The following is a 16,596-nucleotide window of genomic DNA, read 5'->3' as shown; positions in this document are numbered from 1 at the left end:
ACCCACGTTCTCCGCCACCTTGCCGGAATCGCGCGACGTCCGCACGCTGATCGAGACTTTCAGGCAGGCGGCGCTGCAGATCGGCTATCAGCATCATGCAATCGTCGAGCTGACGGGCGCGTCGCATCCCGCGTCGATCAACGTCATCTCGCTGCACTATCCGTCCGAGTGGGTCGAGCACTATACCCGCAACGACTACTTCAACATCGATCCGGTGCATCGCGCGGCGTTCCGGTACAGCACGCCGTTCTCGTGGAGCGACATCGCGACGTCGAATCTGCGCGAGCGGCATCTGCTGACGGAAGCGGAGGACGCGGGCCTCGACCACGGCATCAGCATCCCGCTGCACCAGCCGCTCGGGCGCGTGCTGCTGGTCAGTCTGTCCGGCACCGCGCCCACGCACGACGCCGAGGCGAAGTGGCGCAACGCCTATCTGCTCGGCATGCAGTTCAATCTGCAGTTCCAGAGCATGCGGACGTCCCGTCCCATTCCGCCATCCGTTCACCTGACGGATCGCGAGCAGATATGCCTTACTTGGGTCGCGCGCGGCAAATCGTCGTGGGTCATCGCGAACATGCTCGACATCTCCAAGTACACGGTCGACTTCCACATCGAGAATGCGATGGACAAGCTCAACACGCGCAGCCGCACGTTCGCCGCCGTGAAGGCGACGCGGCAAGGGCTCATTTTTCCATGAACGCGCGCCTCGCCCCGATGCGTTAGCGCCGCCCGCATCATGCGCCGCCGCGCGCCGACGCGATGCAATCGATCAATTGCATCGCATTCCTGATCGAGCCGCGGCCGCCGTCTTTCCGAACGCCATCGCCGTCGCCATCGCCGCCGCCGTGCAGCGGCGAGGCCGGCCCGCATTCGTCGCCTGCAAGACGAGCGCGGCGAATCGCGGCGCCGCGGAACGGCCGCGGCCGCCGCACGCGCGTTCCTCGCAACCGCCACCGTTCATACGCGATCGCACGGGCCCTCCCTTCACCCCGGCGATCGATTCATCGGAGAACCAAGCGCCATGTCATACATCATCGCGGGCCGATTGGACGAACTGCCGCCCCACGTCCAGACCGATCTCGGCGCGTATCGCTACGACGTGTTCGTCCGTCGGCTCGGCTGGACGATCGCCGGCCACGCGCACGACGATCGTGCGGAATGGGACGAATTCGACGGTCCTTCGACGATCCACGTCGTCGCGCTCGACGATGCGCGCGGGATCTGCGGTTATGCGCGCTTGCTGCCGACGACGGGCCCGTATCTGCTGCGCGACGTATTCCCGCATCTGCTCGGCTCGGCGCCCGCGCCGCAATCGCCCGCGGTCTGGGAGATGTCGCGCTTCGCCGCATCGCGCCGGCGCCGCCGCACGACGGAGCGCCAGCCGCTCGGGATGGACTTCTTTCCGTCGGTGCTCGCCGTGGCCGCGTCGCTCGGCGCGACGCGCGTGGTCGGCGTGATGTCGCTGTCGATCGAGCGCCTCTACCGGCGCTCGGGCATCGCGCTGCAGCGCCTCGGCAACGCAGCGCCGTCCGCCGACGGCGGCGTTTCCGCATGCTCGGTCGATTTGCCGCGCCTCGCGTTCGCGCCGTTCGGCCGGTCGCAGTGCGCGTCGTGTCTGTCGATGCATTGACGTCGACGCGAGCGCGTCGCGGCGAGACGCGCGTCTTGTCGTTTTTGCCGATTTCTGCGCGCTCGACGCCCAATACGCGCGTTTGCGCCACGGCTCGCCGTTCGATGCCGCTTCGACGCGCCGCGATGCCACGCGCCGTCGAATTCGATGAACGCCTCTAACTTCGCCGGCCGCCCGTCGCGGCCGGCGACCGCGAACCCGCCGCGCGCTCCATGAATGCGCGGCGCTCGTCTTCCAGCGAGCCGCGCGCCCATGCGCCGCTGCCGCGCCGCCTCCGGCGCGAGTTCGCGCGTTGCGCGCAACCGCGCGTTATCGCACTGCGCACCACGCGAGCGACGCCTCGCGCCCAGGTTCCGCTCCGCTGGCGATCCAGCACCCCATCGACGTCCGCGTCACTCCGTCTTGACTCGGTTCCGATTTTGAACCTACGATCCAATCAATACATCACGCGATGTAACATTCGTCGATGGATAACTGACCGTCGACCCAACCGGAGCGTCACGACATGTCCCATCCGAATCCCGCTGCGGGCGCGTTGCTCGCCGAGCCGCTCACGTTGCCGAACGGCACCGTGCTGAAGAATCGCGTCGCGAAATCGGCGCTGAGCGAAGCGCTTTGCGGCCACGACGGCCGCGTGACGCCCCAGCTGATCGCGCTTTACCGGCGCTGGTCGAGTTCGGGCGCGGGGCTCCTCGTCACCGGCAACGTGATGATCGACAGCAAGGCGCTCGGCGAGCCCGGCAACGGCGTGATCGAGGACGAACGCGACCTGCCGCGGCTGCGCGAGTGGGCCACGGCCGCGAAGGCGCACGGCAGCGAGATCTGGATGCAGATCAATCACCCGGGCAAGCAGGCGATGCGCGGGCTCAACGAGCAGACCGTCGCGCCGTCGGCGATCGGCTTCGGCCCGAAGCTGGCTCGGTATTTCGCGGTGCCGCGCGCGCTGACGAGCGCCGAGATCGACGATCTGATCCGGCGCTACGGGACGGCGGCCGCCGTCGCGCAAAAGGCCGGCTTCACCGGCGTTCAGTTGCACGGCGCGCATGGCTACCTGATCAACCAGTTCCTGTCGCCGAAGCACAACCAGCGCACCGACGAATGGGGCGGCAGCGCGGAGAACCGCCGCCGCTTCGTGCTCGCGGTGTACGCGGAGGTGCGCCGCCGAGTCGGCCCCGACTTTCCGGTCGGCATCAAGCTCAATTCCGCCGACTTCCAGCACGGCGGCTTCACCGAGGACGAATCGCTCGACGTGATCCGCGCGCTCGCGCAGGCGGGCATCGATCTGATCGAGATCTCCGGCGGAACCTACGAGGCGCCCGTGATGCAGATCGGCGACCGCAAGGCGTCGACGATCGCGCGCGAGGCGTATTTCCTCGCGTTCGCCGAAAAGGTGCGCGCGCAAGTGAAGGTGCCGCTGATGGTGACGGGCGGCTTCCGCAGCCTCGCCGGCATGGAAGCGCCGCTGCGCGGCGGCGCGCTCGACCTGATCGGCCTCGGGCGCATCCTCGCGATCGAGCCCGACGCGCCCGCGCGCCTGCTGCGCGGCGAGGAAACGCTGCACCGCGTGAAGCCGCTCAGCACGGGCGTCAAGTACTTCGACAGCCTCGGCTCGCTCGAGGTGACGTGGTACACGCGACAGCTCCACCGGATCGGCAAGGGCCGCAATCCGATTCCCGACGAGAACGCGCTGAAGTCGTTCCTGTTCGATCTGTCGTCGAAGGGCTGTGCGATCTTCAAGGCGCGCCGCCTGCGTGCTTCGTCATCCGAAGCGTCGGCGGCGCACCGCTCGGGGACGTCGGTCGTCGGCGGTCAGCGGCACGACGCGCATTGAGCTGTACGACGCGCATTGAGCGGGGCGAGTCGCGTCGCGCGGCGTCGCCGGCCGGCGCGATGACGATACCGATTGACGATGCCGATGACAATTGCGATGAGATGACGATGACGCGCGGCGCTGGCCGCAGCGCTTGCGCGTAAGACATCGCGATCACGCGCGCAAACGGGTCTTCACATCAGTGTCGCTCGACGCTCGAGAACGGCGCCTCGCGAGCGGCGATCACCGCGCGGCATCGCCCCATATCGCCCCGCATCGCCGGAACGAACGCGCCGCGCCGCCACGCCCGCGCGAACCGAGCTATTCCGCCCGCCACGGCGTCAAGCGCCGCTGCAGCACGCGCAAGCCGATTTCCAGCGCGAGCGCGATCGCGCCGATCACGAGAATCCCCGCGATCACGACGTCCGTCACGAGGAATCGCGACGCCGAGTACACCATGAAGCCCAACCCGCGCGTGGCCGCGATCAGCTCCGCCGCGACGAGCGTCGACCAGCCCGCGCCGAGCGCGATGCGCACGCCCGTCAGGATGTCCGGCAGCGCGCTCGGCAGCACGACGTGGCGCAGCAGCTTCAAGCGCGTCGCGCCAAGCGACGCGGCCGCGCGCAGGCGGCTCTCCGATACGCCGCTCGCGCCTGCGGCGGTCGCGATCGTCAGCGGCGCGAACATCGTCAGAAAGATCAGCAGAATCTTCGACGCATCGCCAATTCCGAACCAGACGACCATCAACGGCAAATACGCGAGCGGCGGAATCGGCCGGTAGAACTCGACGATCGGATCGACGACGCCGCGCACGATCCGGTTCGTCGCGATCAGGATGCCGGCCGGAATCGCGGTGACGACCGCAAGCGCGAACGCCGTCGCGATCCGCGACAGGCTCGCGAACACGTGCTGGCCGAGCGTCGCGTCGTCGAAGCCCTCGGTGCTCAGCGCGACGAGCTTGCGCAGCACCGCCTCGGGGCCCGGCAGCAACGCGGCCGACACCCATTCGAAGCGCGCCGCGAGCCACCAGCCGAGAACGAGCGCGGCCCATGTCGCGAACGCGGCCGCGTGGCCCGCGTGCATGCGCGGCCTGCGACGCGCTCGCGATGTCGCGGGCATGCCCGTCGAAGCAAGCGGCACAGGAAAATCCCGATGCTGTTCGGTCGCGGCCAAAGTCAGACCTCCTCGGTTTCTCGCATCAATTGCTCGACGAGCGCGAGATGGATTTCGGTGAAGCGCGGATCGCTCTTGATCGAGCGCATCGATTCGCCGTTCGCGTAACGCCGCGCGAAGTCGAGCGAATGGCGCGCGACGATGCGCCCGGGCCGCGGCGACAGGATCAGCAGCTCGGTCGCGAGCAGCACCGCCTCCTCGACGCTGTGCGTGATCAGAAAAATCCCCTTGCCGGTCGCCCGCCACACGTCGAGCAGCAGCGTTTGCATGTGCTCGCGCGTGAGCGCATCGAGCGCGCCGAGCGGCTCGTCCATCAGCAGGAACGACGGGTCCGCTGCCAGCGCGCGCGCGAGCCCGACGCGCTGACGCATTCCGCCCGAGATCTCGTCGATGCGATGCTGCTCGAAGCCCGCGAGCTTCACGAGCCGCAGCACGTCGCGCGCACGCGCGTTTCGCGCATCGCGGCCGACGCCCTGCATCCGCAGACCGAACGCGACGTTGTCGATCACGTTCAGCCACGGCATCAGCGCGTCGTCCTGAAACACGACGCCGCGATCGGCGCCCGGCCCCGCGACGGGCGCGCCGTCGGCGGTGACGCGGCCCGACGTCGGCCGCTGAAAGCCGGCAAGGAGCGACAGCAGCGTGCTCTTGCCGCAGCCGGACGCGCCGAGCGCGACGGCGATCTCGCCGCTGCCGACCGACATCGATACGTTATCGAGCGCCGTCAACGCGCCGCGGCGCGATTCGTAGACGACGGACACCTGTTGCGCGCAGAGCTTCGCCATGCCGATGCCGCCGCGTCGAATCAGCGCGCCGCGACCGACGCGCGGACGAACTGGTCCGTCACCGTCGGTCGATAGTCGGGCAGCACGCGGTCGATCTTGCGCTGCTCCTTCAGGAAACGCGCGGTCGACGCGATCGCGGCGGCCGTCCCTCCGCCGAGCAGTTCGGGCGACGCCTGCTCGGACGCGGTCGGATAGAGATTGCCGGCGAGCAGCTGCGGAATGTCGCCCGTCGTCGCGCCGCTCAGCCGCGAGATCGCGGCGACTTGCGGCGACGCGCTCGTCCACGCCTTTGCGTTCGCGCGATAGTCGGCGATCGCCTGCGTCGTCACGTTGACGAACTTCGATACGAAATCCGGATGCGCGCGCGCGAAATCGCTGCGCACCGCCCACAGATCGAACGTCGGCGCGCCCCACTTGCCGACTTGCGCCGAATCGACGAGCACCTTGCCGCCGCTCGCCTTCGCGCGGCCGAGCGCCGGGTCCCACGTGTAGGCGGCGTCGATCACGCCCCGCTCCCACGCGGCGACGATCTCGGTCGGCCCGAGATTCACGATCTTCACGCGCTGCGCATCGATGCCCCAATGCTTGAGCGCCGCGAGCAGCGCGTAGTGGCAGTTCGATGCGTAAGGCGTTGCGATCGTCTTGCCGACGAGATCGGCCGGCTTGTCGATGTGCGCGCCGCTGCGCACGACGAGCGCCTCGGACACGCCGGTGATCGCGTTCAGCACGACCGCCTGGATCGGCACGCCGCGCGACACGGCCGCGGTAAACGGGCTCTGCCCGACGTCGCCGATCTGCACGTCGCCGGACGCGAGCGCCGCGACGACGTCCGCGCCCGAATCGAAGCGGCGCCAGTTGATCTTCCAACCGGTGGCCTTCTCGTACGCGGCGCCCGCCTGCGCGAGCTTCGCCGGATCGGCGCCGTACTGATACGCGACGTTCACCGTGTCCGCATGGGCGAACTGCGCGTGAACCGCGGCGAAAGCGGCGACGGCGAAAGTCGTGGCGGCGAGGATGCGCTTGAGAATCATGAGGCCTTCCCTTCTTCTGGATGCGTTGAATTCGGATGGCCGTCGAGATTACCGGGATGCCCGTCGTCTGTTAAACAACGAAATCTGCGAAGGATATGAGACGGCGCATGCCGCGGCCGCGCCGGGCCCGCTGCAATCCCGGCGGGCGGATAAGCAATGCGCAATTCGTTGGTTCACCGTACGAATGCGTTTTGCGAGACTTGCCGGCTTTGCGCAACACGCGACATGCCGCACGCGGCGCGCGGGCGGCTGGCTGCGCAAGCCGCCGCTTCGCGGCGATTTCAAAGCGGTTTCAAAGCGGCTTTATAGCGGCTTCATAGCGCTTGATAGCGGCTTCAAAGCCGCATCGAACCCGGATCGACGATGACTCGACTGAAACTGACCCGACTGACGCCCGCGATCGGCGCGATCGTCGACAACGTGGACCTTGCGAACGCGGCCGACGGCGACTTGCACCGCGACATCCGCGACGCGCTCGCGCACCATCAGGTGCTGTTCTTCCGCGATCAGCGCCTGAGCGCCGCTCGGCATCGCGACTTCGCGGCCGGCTTCGGCGATCTGCACGTTCACCCGATCTATCCGTCGCATCCGCAGGCGCGCGAGATCATGGTGCTCGACAACGCCGTCTTCGACCTGAAGGACAACGCGATCTGGCATACGGACGTGACGTTCGTCGAAACGCCGCCGAGCGCGTCGATCCTCGCCGCGCGCACGCTGCCCGAGACGGGCGGCGACACGCTGTGGGGCAGCGGCTTCGCCGCGTACGGCGCGCTGTCCGATCGCGTGAAGACGCAGCTCGACGGCCTCACCGCGCAGCACGACTTCACGAAGTCGTTTCCGTTGAAGCGCTTCGGGCTCACCGCCGACGATCGCGCGCGCTGGGAGGACACGCGCATGAAGAATCCGCCCGTCACCCATCCCGTCGTGCGCACGCATCCGGAGAACGGCCGCAAGGCGCTGTTCGTCAACGAAGGCTTCACGACCGAGATCAACGAGCTGCCGGAAGAAGAAAGCGCGGCGCTGCTGCGCTTCCTGTTCGCCCACCAGTCGCGGCCCGAGTTCACGCTGCGCTGGCGCTGGCAGGCGGGCGACGTCGCATTTTGGGACAACCGCTCGACGATTCACTACGCGGTGAACGACTACGGCAGCGCGCATCGGGTGATGCATCGCGCGACGATCGTCGGCGACAGGCCGTATTGACGTGAAAAACGCGCGGCGCGCGCGAGCGCCGCAACGGCATCGCCGGCTTGCCGTTTTTTTCGATCTGACGATTTCGATCGCGAATCGCGCCGGGCGGCGGCACACGCCGGTGTGCGATTCGTTCAATTCGTGCGATTCGTGCGATTCGTGCGATTCGCACTTCGACCAGACGGGCGCCCCGTTGCGCCGCCGCTCGATCTCGTTCGATCCCGCTCGTGCTGCGCGTTCGCCTCCGGCCGTGCCCGGCGTCGATGCGAAAGCGCGAATGAAACCGATCGTCAGACTGTCAAAAAGCTGCGGATTATACGGGACGTAGCCGCTTGGAAGCGCATGGTCCATCGCAATTCTCGGCGCAAAACCGACGGCCTCGATGCAGCCCGAAATCGCTTGAAAACGGGGGCGACGCGTGAATCGTCGGACGCAAACGAAAAACCGCATGCACGCAAACGTTGCCGCGCGGACGGCGCATCGGCACGCGCGGCGCACCGCGACAAATCGACTCTCCCGCGCCGTCGCGCGACTTGCTACACGCCCACACAATCAACACTCATCATCCGGCATCCGGCATCCGGCATCCAAAAAAACAGACGACAATCTGTTTTCTCGAAATACAACTCAAACCTTGTAAATTCGATTTACAGCATATAAACTGTTTTCTAAGATTACAGTGAATCCCTTGTATTTCAATCAGGTGCGCGCATGGCCATCACCATCGAACACGAGATCAAGACGCTCGACCAACTACGGCCCATCCTGCGCGGCTTCCGCAAGGTGGCCGGGTTGACGCAGGCGATGGTCGCGAGCCGCCTCGGCGTCACGCAGCAGACGTATGCGCAATTCGAGGCGAATCCGGCGTCGGCGAGCGTCGAGCGGCTGTTCAAGGTGCTGCGCGTTCTCAACGTCGAGCTCACGCTCACCTACATCCACATCGCTTCCGCCAGGCCCGCCGCGAAGCAAGCCATCGCCTTGCCCGCGCGCAAGGCCGCGCAGGCTTCCGGAAGCGGGCGCGCCGCCGCCAAGCGCCCGGCGCCGCCCGCGAGCCAATCGATGCCCGCCCCGCGCGCCGCCGAGCGCCAGCCCCGCCCCGCGCGCAAGCGCGCCGCCCCGAAGAAGCGGGAGGACTGGTGAGCGCCCGCCGCGCGCGCGCCACGCGCCTGCATCTGTGGATGAACGGCCTGCCCGTCGGCTACTGGGAGCATGCGCGCGACGGCGAGCGCCTCGTCTACTTCGACGAATGGATCGCCGATCCGCAGGGCCGCCCGCTATCGCTGTCATTGCCGTTCACGCCGGGCAACCAGCCGTATCGCGGCCGGCTCGTCAGCGACTACTTCGACAACCTGCTGCCCGACAGCGAACCGATCCGGCGCCGCATCGCGATGCGCTACAGGACGGGCGGCACGTCGCCGTTCGAGCTGCTCGCGACGCTCGGCCGCGATTGCGTCGGCGCGCTGCAGATGCTGCCGCCCGACGAAGCGCCGGACGATCTCGAACGCATCCGCGGCCGCGCGCTCGCCGATGCGGACATCGCGCGGCTGCTGCGCGATATCACATCCGCGCCGCAAGCCGGGCAGCACGAGCCGCTCGACGATCTGCGCCTGTCGATCGCGGGTGCGCAGGAAAAGACCGCGCTGCTGCGCCATCGCGGCCGCTGGCTGCTGCCCGACGGCAGCACGCCGACCACGCATATCCTGAAGCTGCCGCTCGGGCTCGTCGGCAACCGGCGCGCCGACATGCGCACGTCGGTCGAAAACGAATGGCTGTGCTCGAAGATCGTCGCCGCGTACGGATTGCCGGTCGCGCATTGCGACATCGCGCACTTCGACGAGCAGAAGGCGCTCGTCGTCGAGCGCTTCGACCGCAGGCCGTCGAGCGACGCGCGCTGGATTCTGCGCCTGCCGCAGGAAGACATGTGCCAGGCGACGGGCACGTCCGCGCTCGACAAATATCAGGCCGACGGCGGGCCCGGCATCGAGGCGATCATGGACGTGCTCGCCGGCTCCGAGCACGCGGGCGACCGCCACGCGTTCTTCGCGTCGCAGATCGTGTTCTGGCTGCTCGCCGCGACCGACGGCCACGCGAAGAATTTCAGCATCGCGCATCTGCCCGGCAACCGCTATCGATCGACGCCGTTATACGACGTGCTGTCCGCGCATCCGGTGATCGGCCGGGGGGCGAACCGCTTGCCGGCGCAGCGCGTGCGGCTCGCGATGGGCGTGCGCGGCAAGCACGTCCATTACCTGATCCATCAGATCCAGCGGTGGCACTGGATCGCGCAGGGCCAGCGCGTCGGCTTCGCGCCCGCCGAGGTCGACGACATGATCGACGCGTTGACCGCGCGCACCGCAGGCGTCATCGACGAAGTGTCGGCCCGGCTGCCGCGCGATTTTCCGATGGACGTCGCCGATGCGACCTTCAGCGGGATGCTGCGCCTGAATGCGAAGCTCGCGGCCGAAACGGCGGCGCGGGCCTCGCGATGAGACGGCGCGACGAGGTGATTCGACGAAGCGGCTCGACAAAGTGATTCGATGAAGCGCTGCGATGAGGCCGAGGCCGCGCGCGCCCGGCCCCGCGTACCGGCCGCAGGCGTTCTCGACGACGGCGACGATCGACGTCGTCGAGAACGTCGGACCCTCGCCGACCGGAAGAAACGCCGGAAAACTCGCCCGCTCATTCATCGCGCGCCGCCTTCGTCGCGACGACGCGCACGCGGCCGTCGCCCCCGGCCGCCGGCGGTGCCGCCCGCCCGTCCAATGCGGCTGCGCGAACGCGCGCCGCGCGTCGATCACCGCGCCGGCGCGGCGCGACGGCCCGAAGTCTCGACTCAAGTGGATTTGCGCTGCCCGGCATGCTGCTCGAACAGCCTGCGCACGATCAGCACGATGCCGCCGACTATGCAGACGAACACGAACCACAGCGCGAGCACGTAGCCGACGAGCTGCCAGAACTCGTCGGCGCGCGCATGCATCACGGCCGCGGAATAGCCGTCCGCGCTGCTCGCCGCGTCGACGTACGCGGCGCGGTACAGAAAGAACGACCGGCAGACCGCGCTGTCCGGCTGTGTCGCAGACAGCAGCGAGCCCGCCGGCATCGCGCGCACCGTCTCGCATTCCGGCGCCGCCATCCCGTCTACGATCGCCTGCTGGACCGGATGATCGACGATCGCGCCGATCCACGTCACCGCGACCGCGAACAGCGCGCTCAGGCCTACCGCATGAATCCACGCGGCCAGCCGTCGACTTCGACGACGCTCGTACCTGTGTTCCATCGCATTGCTCCGTTGCGATCCCGCCCGGCACGCAAAAGCGCGGCGCCGTCGGGACTCCATTCGCCCGAACGCATACTGCGTGCGGCCGCAGCAAATCGGTTTGATATGGCTCAAATGGAACGGGTCCACCCGCGCGCGCGGTCGCGAAAAGAAACCGGATCGCGCACCGTTGGGCCGCATCGATGCATTCGCGCGATCGAATCCCGTTCGACGTCACGGCAATCGCGCGGCCGTCGACGAACGCCGTCGCGCGAGCGTCGCTCACGTGTGCGCCGCGTCGCCCCGGTGCGCGTCCATCAGATCGTCGAGAAACGCCTGCACGATCGGATCGCCCCGGCCGCGCCGCTGCGTGACCACGTGGAACGTCACGTCGTAGCGCAGCGCACCGGGGTTCAGCGCCTTGAGCAGCCCCTGCTTCACGTAGGGCGCGGCGAAATGCTGCGGCAGATAGCCGAGATGATGGCCGGACAGGATCAGCAGCGCGACGGCCTCCATGTTGTCGGCGTGCGCGGTGACGTTCGCGGGCGTCGTCGACAGCTCGGCTTCCGGCGACGGATAGGTTCGCCACGCCCACTCGGCATCCGCGACGCGCGCCGCCGAAAGCCGCCCCGCCCGCCCGAAGAGCGGATGGCCGCGCCCGCAATACGCGAGCTGACGCTCGACGAAGAGCGGCGCGTACTCGAGCGTCGGCACGCGGTGCCAGAAATAGCCGATCGCAACCTGAACGTCGCCGCTCAAAAGCCGCTCTTCGAGCTCGCCCGGCGGCCGCACCGAGATCACGAAGCGCACCGCCTCGTCGCGCTGCCTGAAGCGCGCGATCGCGCCGCTGATGCGCGCATTCGCGCTGATCGGCGTGTGGCCGATGAGGCCGATCGCGAGCGTGCCGACGAGCGTCTTGTCCATGTGCCGCGCTTCGCTGCTGAACGCATCGACGGCCGCATACAGCTTCTTCGCGAGCGCATAGAAACGCTCGCCCTTCGTCGTCAGCCGAAAGCCGCTACGCCCGCGCTCGCACAGCCGGAAGCCGAGGCGCGTCTCGAGCGTCGCCAACTGCGAGCTGATCGTCGGCTGGCTGACGTTCAGCGCCGATTGCGCGACGCTCACGCCGCCTGCGTCGGCCACCGCGACGAACACGCGGATCAGCCGGAGGTCCAGGTCCGTCAGGGTGCCGAGCATGTTTTCTCCACGGCGCACGCCGCCGATACATAGAAGTTCATCGATGTAAACGTTGAATCTTCGTGATTCAAATTGACCTTTTGGCGACGTACAACGCTACCTGTCGTCGCATACGGATGATACGACGCCACCAATATGAGAGGAGCAAGACGATGTCGAATCGCGACTTCCAGCCGCAAAGCGGCAACGCGATGCCCCGCTTCGGCGGCATCGCGACGATGATGCGGCTGCCGCAAGCGCCGAACGCCGCGGAGCTCGACGCATGCTTCGTCGGCGTGCCGTTCGATCTCGGCACGTCGAACCGCACGGGCGCGCGGTTCGGCCCACGCCAGATCCGCTGCGAATCGGTGCTGCTGCGCCCGTACAACATGGCCACGCGCGCGGCGCCGTTCGATTCGCTGCGCATCGCCGACGTCGGCGACGTCGCGACGAACCCGTACAACCTCGCCGATTCGATCGCGCGGATCGAAGCGGCGTACGACGAGATCCTCGCGCACGGCTGCCGCCCGGTCACGCTCGGCGGCGACCACACGATCACGCTGCCGATCCTGCGCGCGATGCATCGCAGGCATGGGCGCGTCGGCCTCATCCACGTCGACGCACACGCGGACGTCAACGACACGATGTTCGGCGAGAAGATCGCGCACGGCACGCCGTTTCGCCGCGCGGTCGAGGAAGGCCTGCTCGACTGCGGGCGCGTCGTGCAGATCGGCCTGCGCGGCACCGGCTACGCGGCCGAGGATTTCGACTGGTGCCGCGACCAGGGCTTTCGCGTCGTCCAGGCCGAGGCATGCTGGAACCGGTCGCTCGCGCCGCTGATGGACGAAGTGCGCTCGCGCGTGCAAGGCGGCCCCGTCTATCTGAGCTTCGACATCGACGGTATCGATCCCGCGTACGCGCCGGGCACGGGCACGCCGGAAATCGCCGGCCTCACGGTGCCGCAGGGCCTCGAGATCGTGCGCGGCGCGTGGGGGCTCGACATCGTCGGCGCCGATCTCGTCGAGGTCGCGCCGCCGTACGATCCGTTCGGCACCACCGCGCTGCTCGGCGCGAATCTCGCTTACGAGATGCTCTGCGTGCTGCCCGGCGTGAGGCGGCGCGCTTCGTAGCCGAGAGACGAAGCCTCCGGCCCGCGGACCGCGCACGCCGGGCACCCGGCTCGAAACATGGCATCGCCGCGGCGCGGCATGCGAAGGCGCTCGCCTTGAACGCGAGACTTCGCCGCCCGCCTTCGGCGATTGGCGTGCGGCGATTGGCGTTCGGCGGCCCGTTCGCGAACACGCATCGGCCGTCGTCAATGCATCGACGCGCCGATAAGTTGAGGCAATGCAGCCGGCGCGATCGCCGCGCATGCGATCAAGGATCGTGAGAACCGGCAGCGCGGCCTGCGTCGCCTCGACCGGATGAAAATCGCGTTCGCATTCGCCAAGGCGCGGGCGAACGAGCGCGCCGCTCTCCCTTATTGGCTTGCCGAATCGCGCATCGAACGCCCGCATCGCGCACGACGTCCGGCCGGAGGCACGAAGTCGCGACGTCGCGAGGTCGCGAGGTCGCGAGGTCGCGAGGTCATGGGGTCACGGGGTCACGGGGTCACGGGGTCACGAGGTCACGAGGTCACGAGGTCACGGGGTCGCGAGGTCACGGAGTCACGGAGTCACGGAGTCACGGAGTCACAGAGTCACCAGGATGCGGGTGCGCGGGGTCGATCTCGCGGCCTCACCCCGGCCGCGACAGCCCACGCCCCCGCGCACCGCCACGCTCCCGGCATCCCGCATCGACCACGCCGCCCGCGCGCCGCCCCCGGGCGAGCTTTCCGAGCCGCCCGCAACACCCCGATCCCATCGCCATGCATCCGCCGGCGGCACCGATTCCACCTGCCAACCCGAATCCGAAACTTTCCCGCCCCTTTTTTCTCCGGCAAACGTATGATGATTGCCGCGCGTCAAGCGCGCTCACACGCTAGGAGACCCTATGAAAAGACTGAAATACGCTGCAGCACTATTGACCGCGGCGGCAATGAGCCCGTCGTGGTCGCAACCGCCGACCATCGCCGCGCAATCGCACGTTTCCGGCATCAGCAAGGCGGAGCCGACGAAAATCGGCGAGCAGCTCGCCGCGCGCCGCGCGTCGCTGCCGAACCTGCCGCGGCCGTTGCCGACGCTGTCCGCCAGCACGATCCGGCAGGCCGGCTCGCGCGCGTCGCTCGCGACGCGGCAATCGACGCTCGGCGCGCCGGCCGCCGCGACCGCCGCCACCGTCGCGCCGCCCGTCGCGGGCTGCACCGACGTGACGATCGGCGCCGCGTACAACGCGCCCACCGCGCCCGCCGGCCAGTCCGACTGCTTCCAGTTCGTCGCGCCGAGCGCGACGAAGATCGTCGCGTACGTCGTGAACCTGCCGGCAAACGAACAGCACGACGCGCATCTCGTGCAGGTCAACGAAGACGGCTCGTGGACCGTGCTCGACAGCCAGGCCGACCTGTCGCCGAACAAGGTCGTCGAGGCGATCCCGAACGGCCCGGTGCGCCTCTTGCTGCTCGTGAGCGCGCAGCAGGGCGCGGGCAACGCGACGTTCCAGTTCCAGGTGTACGGCACGACGGGCTACGACAGCTACGAGCCGAACGATTCGATCCTGCATCCGACGCGGCTGACCGGCAACCAGCAGATCAACGCGAACCTCGACACGGTCGCGGACTTCGACTACTACGCGGTGCAAGTGCCTTCGACGCAAACGACGAATTACGTGACGTTCAAGGGCGCGGGCACGCAAACGGCCGAGCTCGAAACCGCGCCGAACACGTGGGCCACGCTCGCGTCGGGCACGCCGTACAACATCACGTCGCCGGCGGGCGCGACGCTGATGTTCCGCGTCTACGACAAGGGCGCGACGGCACCCGCCGCGCAAGCCTACACGCTGCGCGTGTCGGACGGCGCGGGCACCGCGGGCTTCTATCGCTTCCTCGACAACGAGAACATCACGCATCTCGTGCGCGGCACCGAGAACGTCGCGCGGGTGGTGTCGGCGGGCGTCATCGCGTGGGACTCGACGGGCAACGTGCGCCTGCCGCCGGGCGAGCGCGTCTGGGTGCGCGCATACGACGGCGAGAGCCAGAACGGCCCCTACACGCTGTTGACGGAAACGTCGGGCTACACCGATGCGAACGGCAACCTGCTGATCGACCTGAACGTCGGCCAGTGTCAGGGCCTCGGCAGCATGACCGGCGACTTCCATACGATGTCGGTGCCATCCGATCGTTGGCGAATCACCTACAACCCGTATGCGGTCGCCGTGGCTTCTCTCGACAACGGTCAAACGCCCAAAAGCTCGTCGCAAATGCACTTCACGCACATCTGCACCGAACTATATCTCGGCCGCAAGTAAACGTGAAAAAGGCGGTTCGCACTCGCCGACCCGCCTGACATGACGCATGAGGCCGGTCGGCGCACCCCGCGCCGGTCGGCCGCTCGACACCGTCCCTGCGACGGGCGCCGTCGAACCGGCCAGCGCATGCTCCGCGCGAGACCGAATGCGAGCGCTGCGCTCACCGGCATCGATCGGCGTTCGATCGACGTTCGATCGGCGCTCGGTCGACAATTTCATGCGATCGCCGAACGCGTCGAAGGCGCTTACATGCGCCGAGCGTGCCGCTCGAGCCGATGATCGATGGCCAATCCATTGACTTGCACATCGGGCTTGCGCATCGCGCCGCACACCTCGTCATGACGCGCAACGGCGCGGCTCCGTCGCGAATCGCCACGCCGTTGCACATGCCGCGCGACACGCGCCCTCTTCCTCGCCCCCATTCACGATCCGCGCGGCGGGCGTCGATCGCCTGTTGGCGATCGCGCACGCCGATTTCGCATTCGCGATCGCGCGATCGCGACCATGCATTCGTGATCGCCCATTCGTGATCGCGCAAACGCCCACGCCTTCCCGCGTCTGGCTTCACCGAACGAAGCCGCACATCCGCGTCGAACCGTTCGGCCGCGCCGTTCACTCGCACCGCGGACGACGGATAGCCTGCACGCACAAACGCCGAACGTGCGGATTCGCGACGCCCCGCACGGTGCGCCGCGAATCCGCACGCCATCGAACATCGGCGCCGCAAGCGGCCGTCATCCCGGCTTGCCGCTCAATTCCTTCAATCCCTTGATCACGCCGAGCAGCGCGCGGCCGTGCTCTTCCGAGCCGTCCCACGCCTCGACGATCGCCTCGCGCAGCAAATCGTTGTACGGGGCCGAAAGCCGGCCCGACTGACGCGCCTCGACGCCGTAGAAACTGCATAGCTTATTGAATGACCCGCTCCTGCGCAGCCGACGCCCGCTCGACGACCTGAGTCGCGAGACGGTGGGCTGACTGACGCCCGAAAGCCTAGCTATTTCGCTGGACGAGCGGGTATCGGCCAGCAGCCGGCTCAATAGGTCCTGAACAGAAAAATGTCTCTTAGGGGCTTCCATAGTATGCATTATACATATACATTAACGCCTAATGAATTGATCGTCGAAGCTGGCGGTCGGCCGCATTCC

The 16,596-nt window shown here is 67.8% G+C and carries 15 protein-coding genes; 9 read left to right on the top strand and 6 right to left on the bottom strand.

Going from position 1 to position 16,596, the window contains the following annotated elements:
• The first annotated feature begins 19 nt into the window (after positions 1-19).
• The 3 genes from WS78_RS22010 (at position 20) to WS78_RS21995 (ending at position 3,461) form a co-directional block, all read left to right on the top strand.
• Positions 20-697: a LuxR family transcriptional regulator gene (locus tag WS78_RS22010; protein WP_038743794.1), complete on the top strand. Its 678-nt coding sequence runs from the start codon at positions 20-22 to the stop codon at positions 695-697.
• A gap of 324 nt (positions 698-1,021) precedes the next feature.
• The gene (locus WS78_RS22000; protein ID WP_038743790.1) at positions 1,022-1,630 is read left to right on the top strand and encodes an acyl-homoserine-lactone synthase; all 609 of its coding nucleotides are present in this window, start codon (positions 1,022-1,024) and stop codon (positions 1,628-1,630) included.
• A 505-nt stretch (positions 1,631-2,135) separates the two neighbouring features.
• A complete protein-coding gene (locus tag WS78_RS21995) occupies positions 2,136-3,461 on the top strand; it encodes an NADH:flavin oxidoreductase/NADH oxidase family protein (RefSeq protein WP_059576040.1) in 1,326 nt (441 codons plus the stop codon).
• Positions 3,462-3,761: 300 nt separating this feature from the next.
• Here the strand turns inward: WS78_RS21995 and WS78_RS21990 are convergent, their stop codons facing one another.
• Genes WS78_RS21990 through tauA form a run of 3 tightly spaced genes read right to left on the bottom strand, consistent with a single transcriptional unit; the run spans position 3,762 to position 6,429 of the window.
• Positions 3,762-4,613: an ABC transporter permease subunit gene (locus tag WS78_RS21990; protein WP_059576043.1), complete on the bottom strand. Its 852-nt coding sequence runs from the start codon at positions 4,611-4,613 to the stop codon at positions 3,762-3,764.
• A gap of 2 nt (positions 4,614-4,615) precedes the next feature.
• Entirely contained in the window at positions 4,616-5,398 is a 783-nt protein-coding gene (locus WS78_RS21985) for a taurine ABC transporter ATP-binding protein (RefSeq protein WP_059576046.1), read from the bottom strand.
• A gap of 20 nt (positions 5,399-5,418) precedes the next feature.
• Entirely contained in the window at positions 5,419-6,429 is a 1,011-nt protein-coding gene (tauA, locus tag WS78_RS21980; protein ID WP_038743780.1) for a taurine ABC transporter substrate-binding protein, read from the bottom strand.
• Between tauA and WS78_RS37730 the strand changes: the two genes are divergently transcribed.
• From WS78_RS37730 to WS78_RS21955, 4 genes are all read left to right on the top strand, one after another.
• The gene (locus WS78_RS37730) at positions 6,428-6,796 is read left to right on the top strand and encodes a hypothetical protein (RefSeq protein WP_226377284.1); all 369 of its coding nucleotides are present in this window, start codon (positions 6,428-6,430) and stop codon (positions 6,794-6,796) included. The two genes, tauA and WS78_RS37730, sit on opposite strands and share 2 nt — an antisense overlap.
• On the top strand, positions 6,793-7,629 hold the full coding sequence (gene tauD, locus WS78_RS21970; protein WP_038743777.1) for a taurine dioxygenase: 837 nt from the start codon (positions 6,793-6,795) through the stop codon (positions 7,627-7,629). Before WS78_RS37730 ends, tauD begins: the two co-directional genes overlap by 4 nt.
• 699 nt (positions 7,630-8,328) lie before the next feature.
• Positions 8,329-8,757: a helix-turn-helix transcriptional regulator gene (locus WS78_RS21960; protein WP_059576049.1), complete on the top strand. Its 429-nt coding sequence runs from the start codon at positions 8,329-8,331 to the stop codon at positions 8,755-8,757.
• Entirely contained in the window at positions 8,754-10,106 is a 1,353-nt protein-coding gene (locus WS78_RS21955) for a type II toxin-antitoxin system HipA family toxin (RefSeq protein ID WP_059576052.1), read from the top strand. The genes WS78_RS21960 and WS78_RS21955 overlap by 4 nt, the downstream gene beginning before the upstream one ends.
• 344 nt (positions 10,107-10,450) lie before the next feature.
• Here the strand turns inward: WS78_RS21955 and WS78_RS21950 are convergent, their stop codons facing one another.
• Positions 10,451-10,894: a hypothetical protein gene (locus tag WS78_RS21950; protein WP_059576055.1), complete on the bottom strand. Its 444-nt coding sequence runs from the start codon at positions 10,892-10,894 to the stop codon at positions 10,451-10,453.
• Between the two features lie 261 nt (positions 10,895-11,155).
• Entirely contained in the window at positions 11,156-12,070 is a 915-nt protein-coding gene (locus WS78_RS21940; RefSeq protein ID WP_059576058.1) for a LysR family transcriptional regulator, read from the bottom strand.
• Between the two features lie 152 nt (positions 12,071-12,222).
• On the opposite strand from WS78_RS21940, the gene speB reads away from it, so the two are divergent.
• Together speB and WS78_RS21930 are read left to right on the top strand one after the other, a co-directional pair.
• Positions 12,223-13,179: an agmatinase gene (gene speB, locus WS78_RS21935; protein WP_059576062.1), complete on the top strand. Its 957-nt coding sequence runs from the start codon at positions 12,223-12,225 to the stop codon at positions 13,177-13,179.
• Between the two features lie 862 nt (positions 13,180-14,041).
• Positions 14,042-15,451: a hypothetical protein gene (locus WS78_RS21930; RefSeq protein WP_059576065.1), complete on the top strand. Its 1,410-nt coding sequence runs from the start codon at positions 14,042-14,044 to the stop codon at positions 15,449-15,451.
• 734 nt (positions 15,452-16,185) lie between these two features.
• On the opposite strand, the gene WS78_RS37195 is transcribed toward WS78_RS21930, so the two are convergent.
• On the bottom strand, positions 16,186-16,527 hold the full coding sequence (locus WS78_RS37195) for a hypothetical protein (protein WP_059576478.1): 342 nt from the start codon (positions 16,525-16,527) through the stop codon (positions 16,186-16,188).
• Positions 16,528-16,596 lie beyond the last annotated feature (69 nt).

The sequence above is a fragment of the Burkholderia savannae genome, from assembly GCF_001524445.2.
Taxonomy (GTDB): domain Bacteria; phylum Pseudomonadota; class Gammaproteobacteria; order Burkholderiales; family Burkholderiaceae; genus Burkholderia; species Burkholderia savannae.
This window is presented reverse-complemented; position numbering and strand designations above follow the sequence as displayed.

What these genes read in the sequence shown, in the direction of transcription:
- WS78_RS22000 (WP_038743790.1), top strand. Translation starts at nt 1,022, where the DNA reads ATGTCATACATCATCGCGGGCCGATTGGACGAACTGCCGCCCCACGTC.
- WS78_RS21995 (WP_059576040.1), top strand. Translation starts at nt 2,136, where the DNA reads ATGTCCCATCCGAATCCCGCTGCGGGCGCGTTGCTCGCCGAGCCGCTC.
- WS78_RS21985 (WP_059576046.1), bottom strand. Translation starts at nt 5,398, where the DNA reads ATGGCGAAGCTCTGCGCGCAACAGGTGTCCGTCGTCTACGAATCGCGC.
- WS78_RS37730 (WP_226377284.1), top strand. Translation starts at nt 6,428, where the DNA reads ATGAGGCCTTCCCTTCTTCTGGATGCGTTGAATTCGGATGGCCGTCGA.
- tauA (WP_038743780.1), bottom strand. Translation starts at nt 6,429, where the DNA reads ATGATTCTCAAGCGCATCCTCGCCGCCACGACTTTCGCCGTCGCCGCT.
- tauD (WP_038743777.1), top strand. Translation starts at nt 6,793, where the DNA reads ATGACTCGACTGAAACTGACCCGACTGACGCCCGCGATCGGCGCGATC.
- WS78_RS21960 (WP_059576049.1), top strand. Translation starts at nt 8,329, where the DNA reads ATGGCCATCACCATCGAACACGAGATCAAGACGCTCGACCAACTACGG.
- WS78_RS21950 (WP_059576055.1), bottom strand. Translation starts at nt 10,894, where the DNA reads ATGGAACACAGGTACGAGCGTCGTCGAAGTCGACGGCTGGCCGCGTGG.
- WS78_RS21940 (WP_059576058.1), bottom strand. Translation starts at nt 12,070, where the DNA reads ATGCTCGGCACCCTGACGGACCTGGACCTCCGGCTGATCCGCGTGTTC.
- speB (WP_059576062.1), top strand. Translation starts at nt 12,223, where the DNA reads ATGTCGAATCGCGACTTCCAGCCGCAAAGCGGCAACGCGATGCCCCGC.
- WS78_RS21930 (WP_059576065.1), top strand. Translation starts at nt 14,042, where the DNA reads ATGAAAAGACTGAAATACGCTGCAGCACTATTGACCGCGGCGGCAATG.
- WS78_RS37195 (WP_059576478.1), bottom strand. Translation starts at nt 16,527, where the DNA reads ATGGAAGCCCCTAAGAGACATTTTTCTGTTCAGGACCTATTGAGCCGG.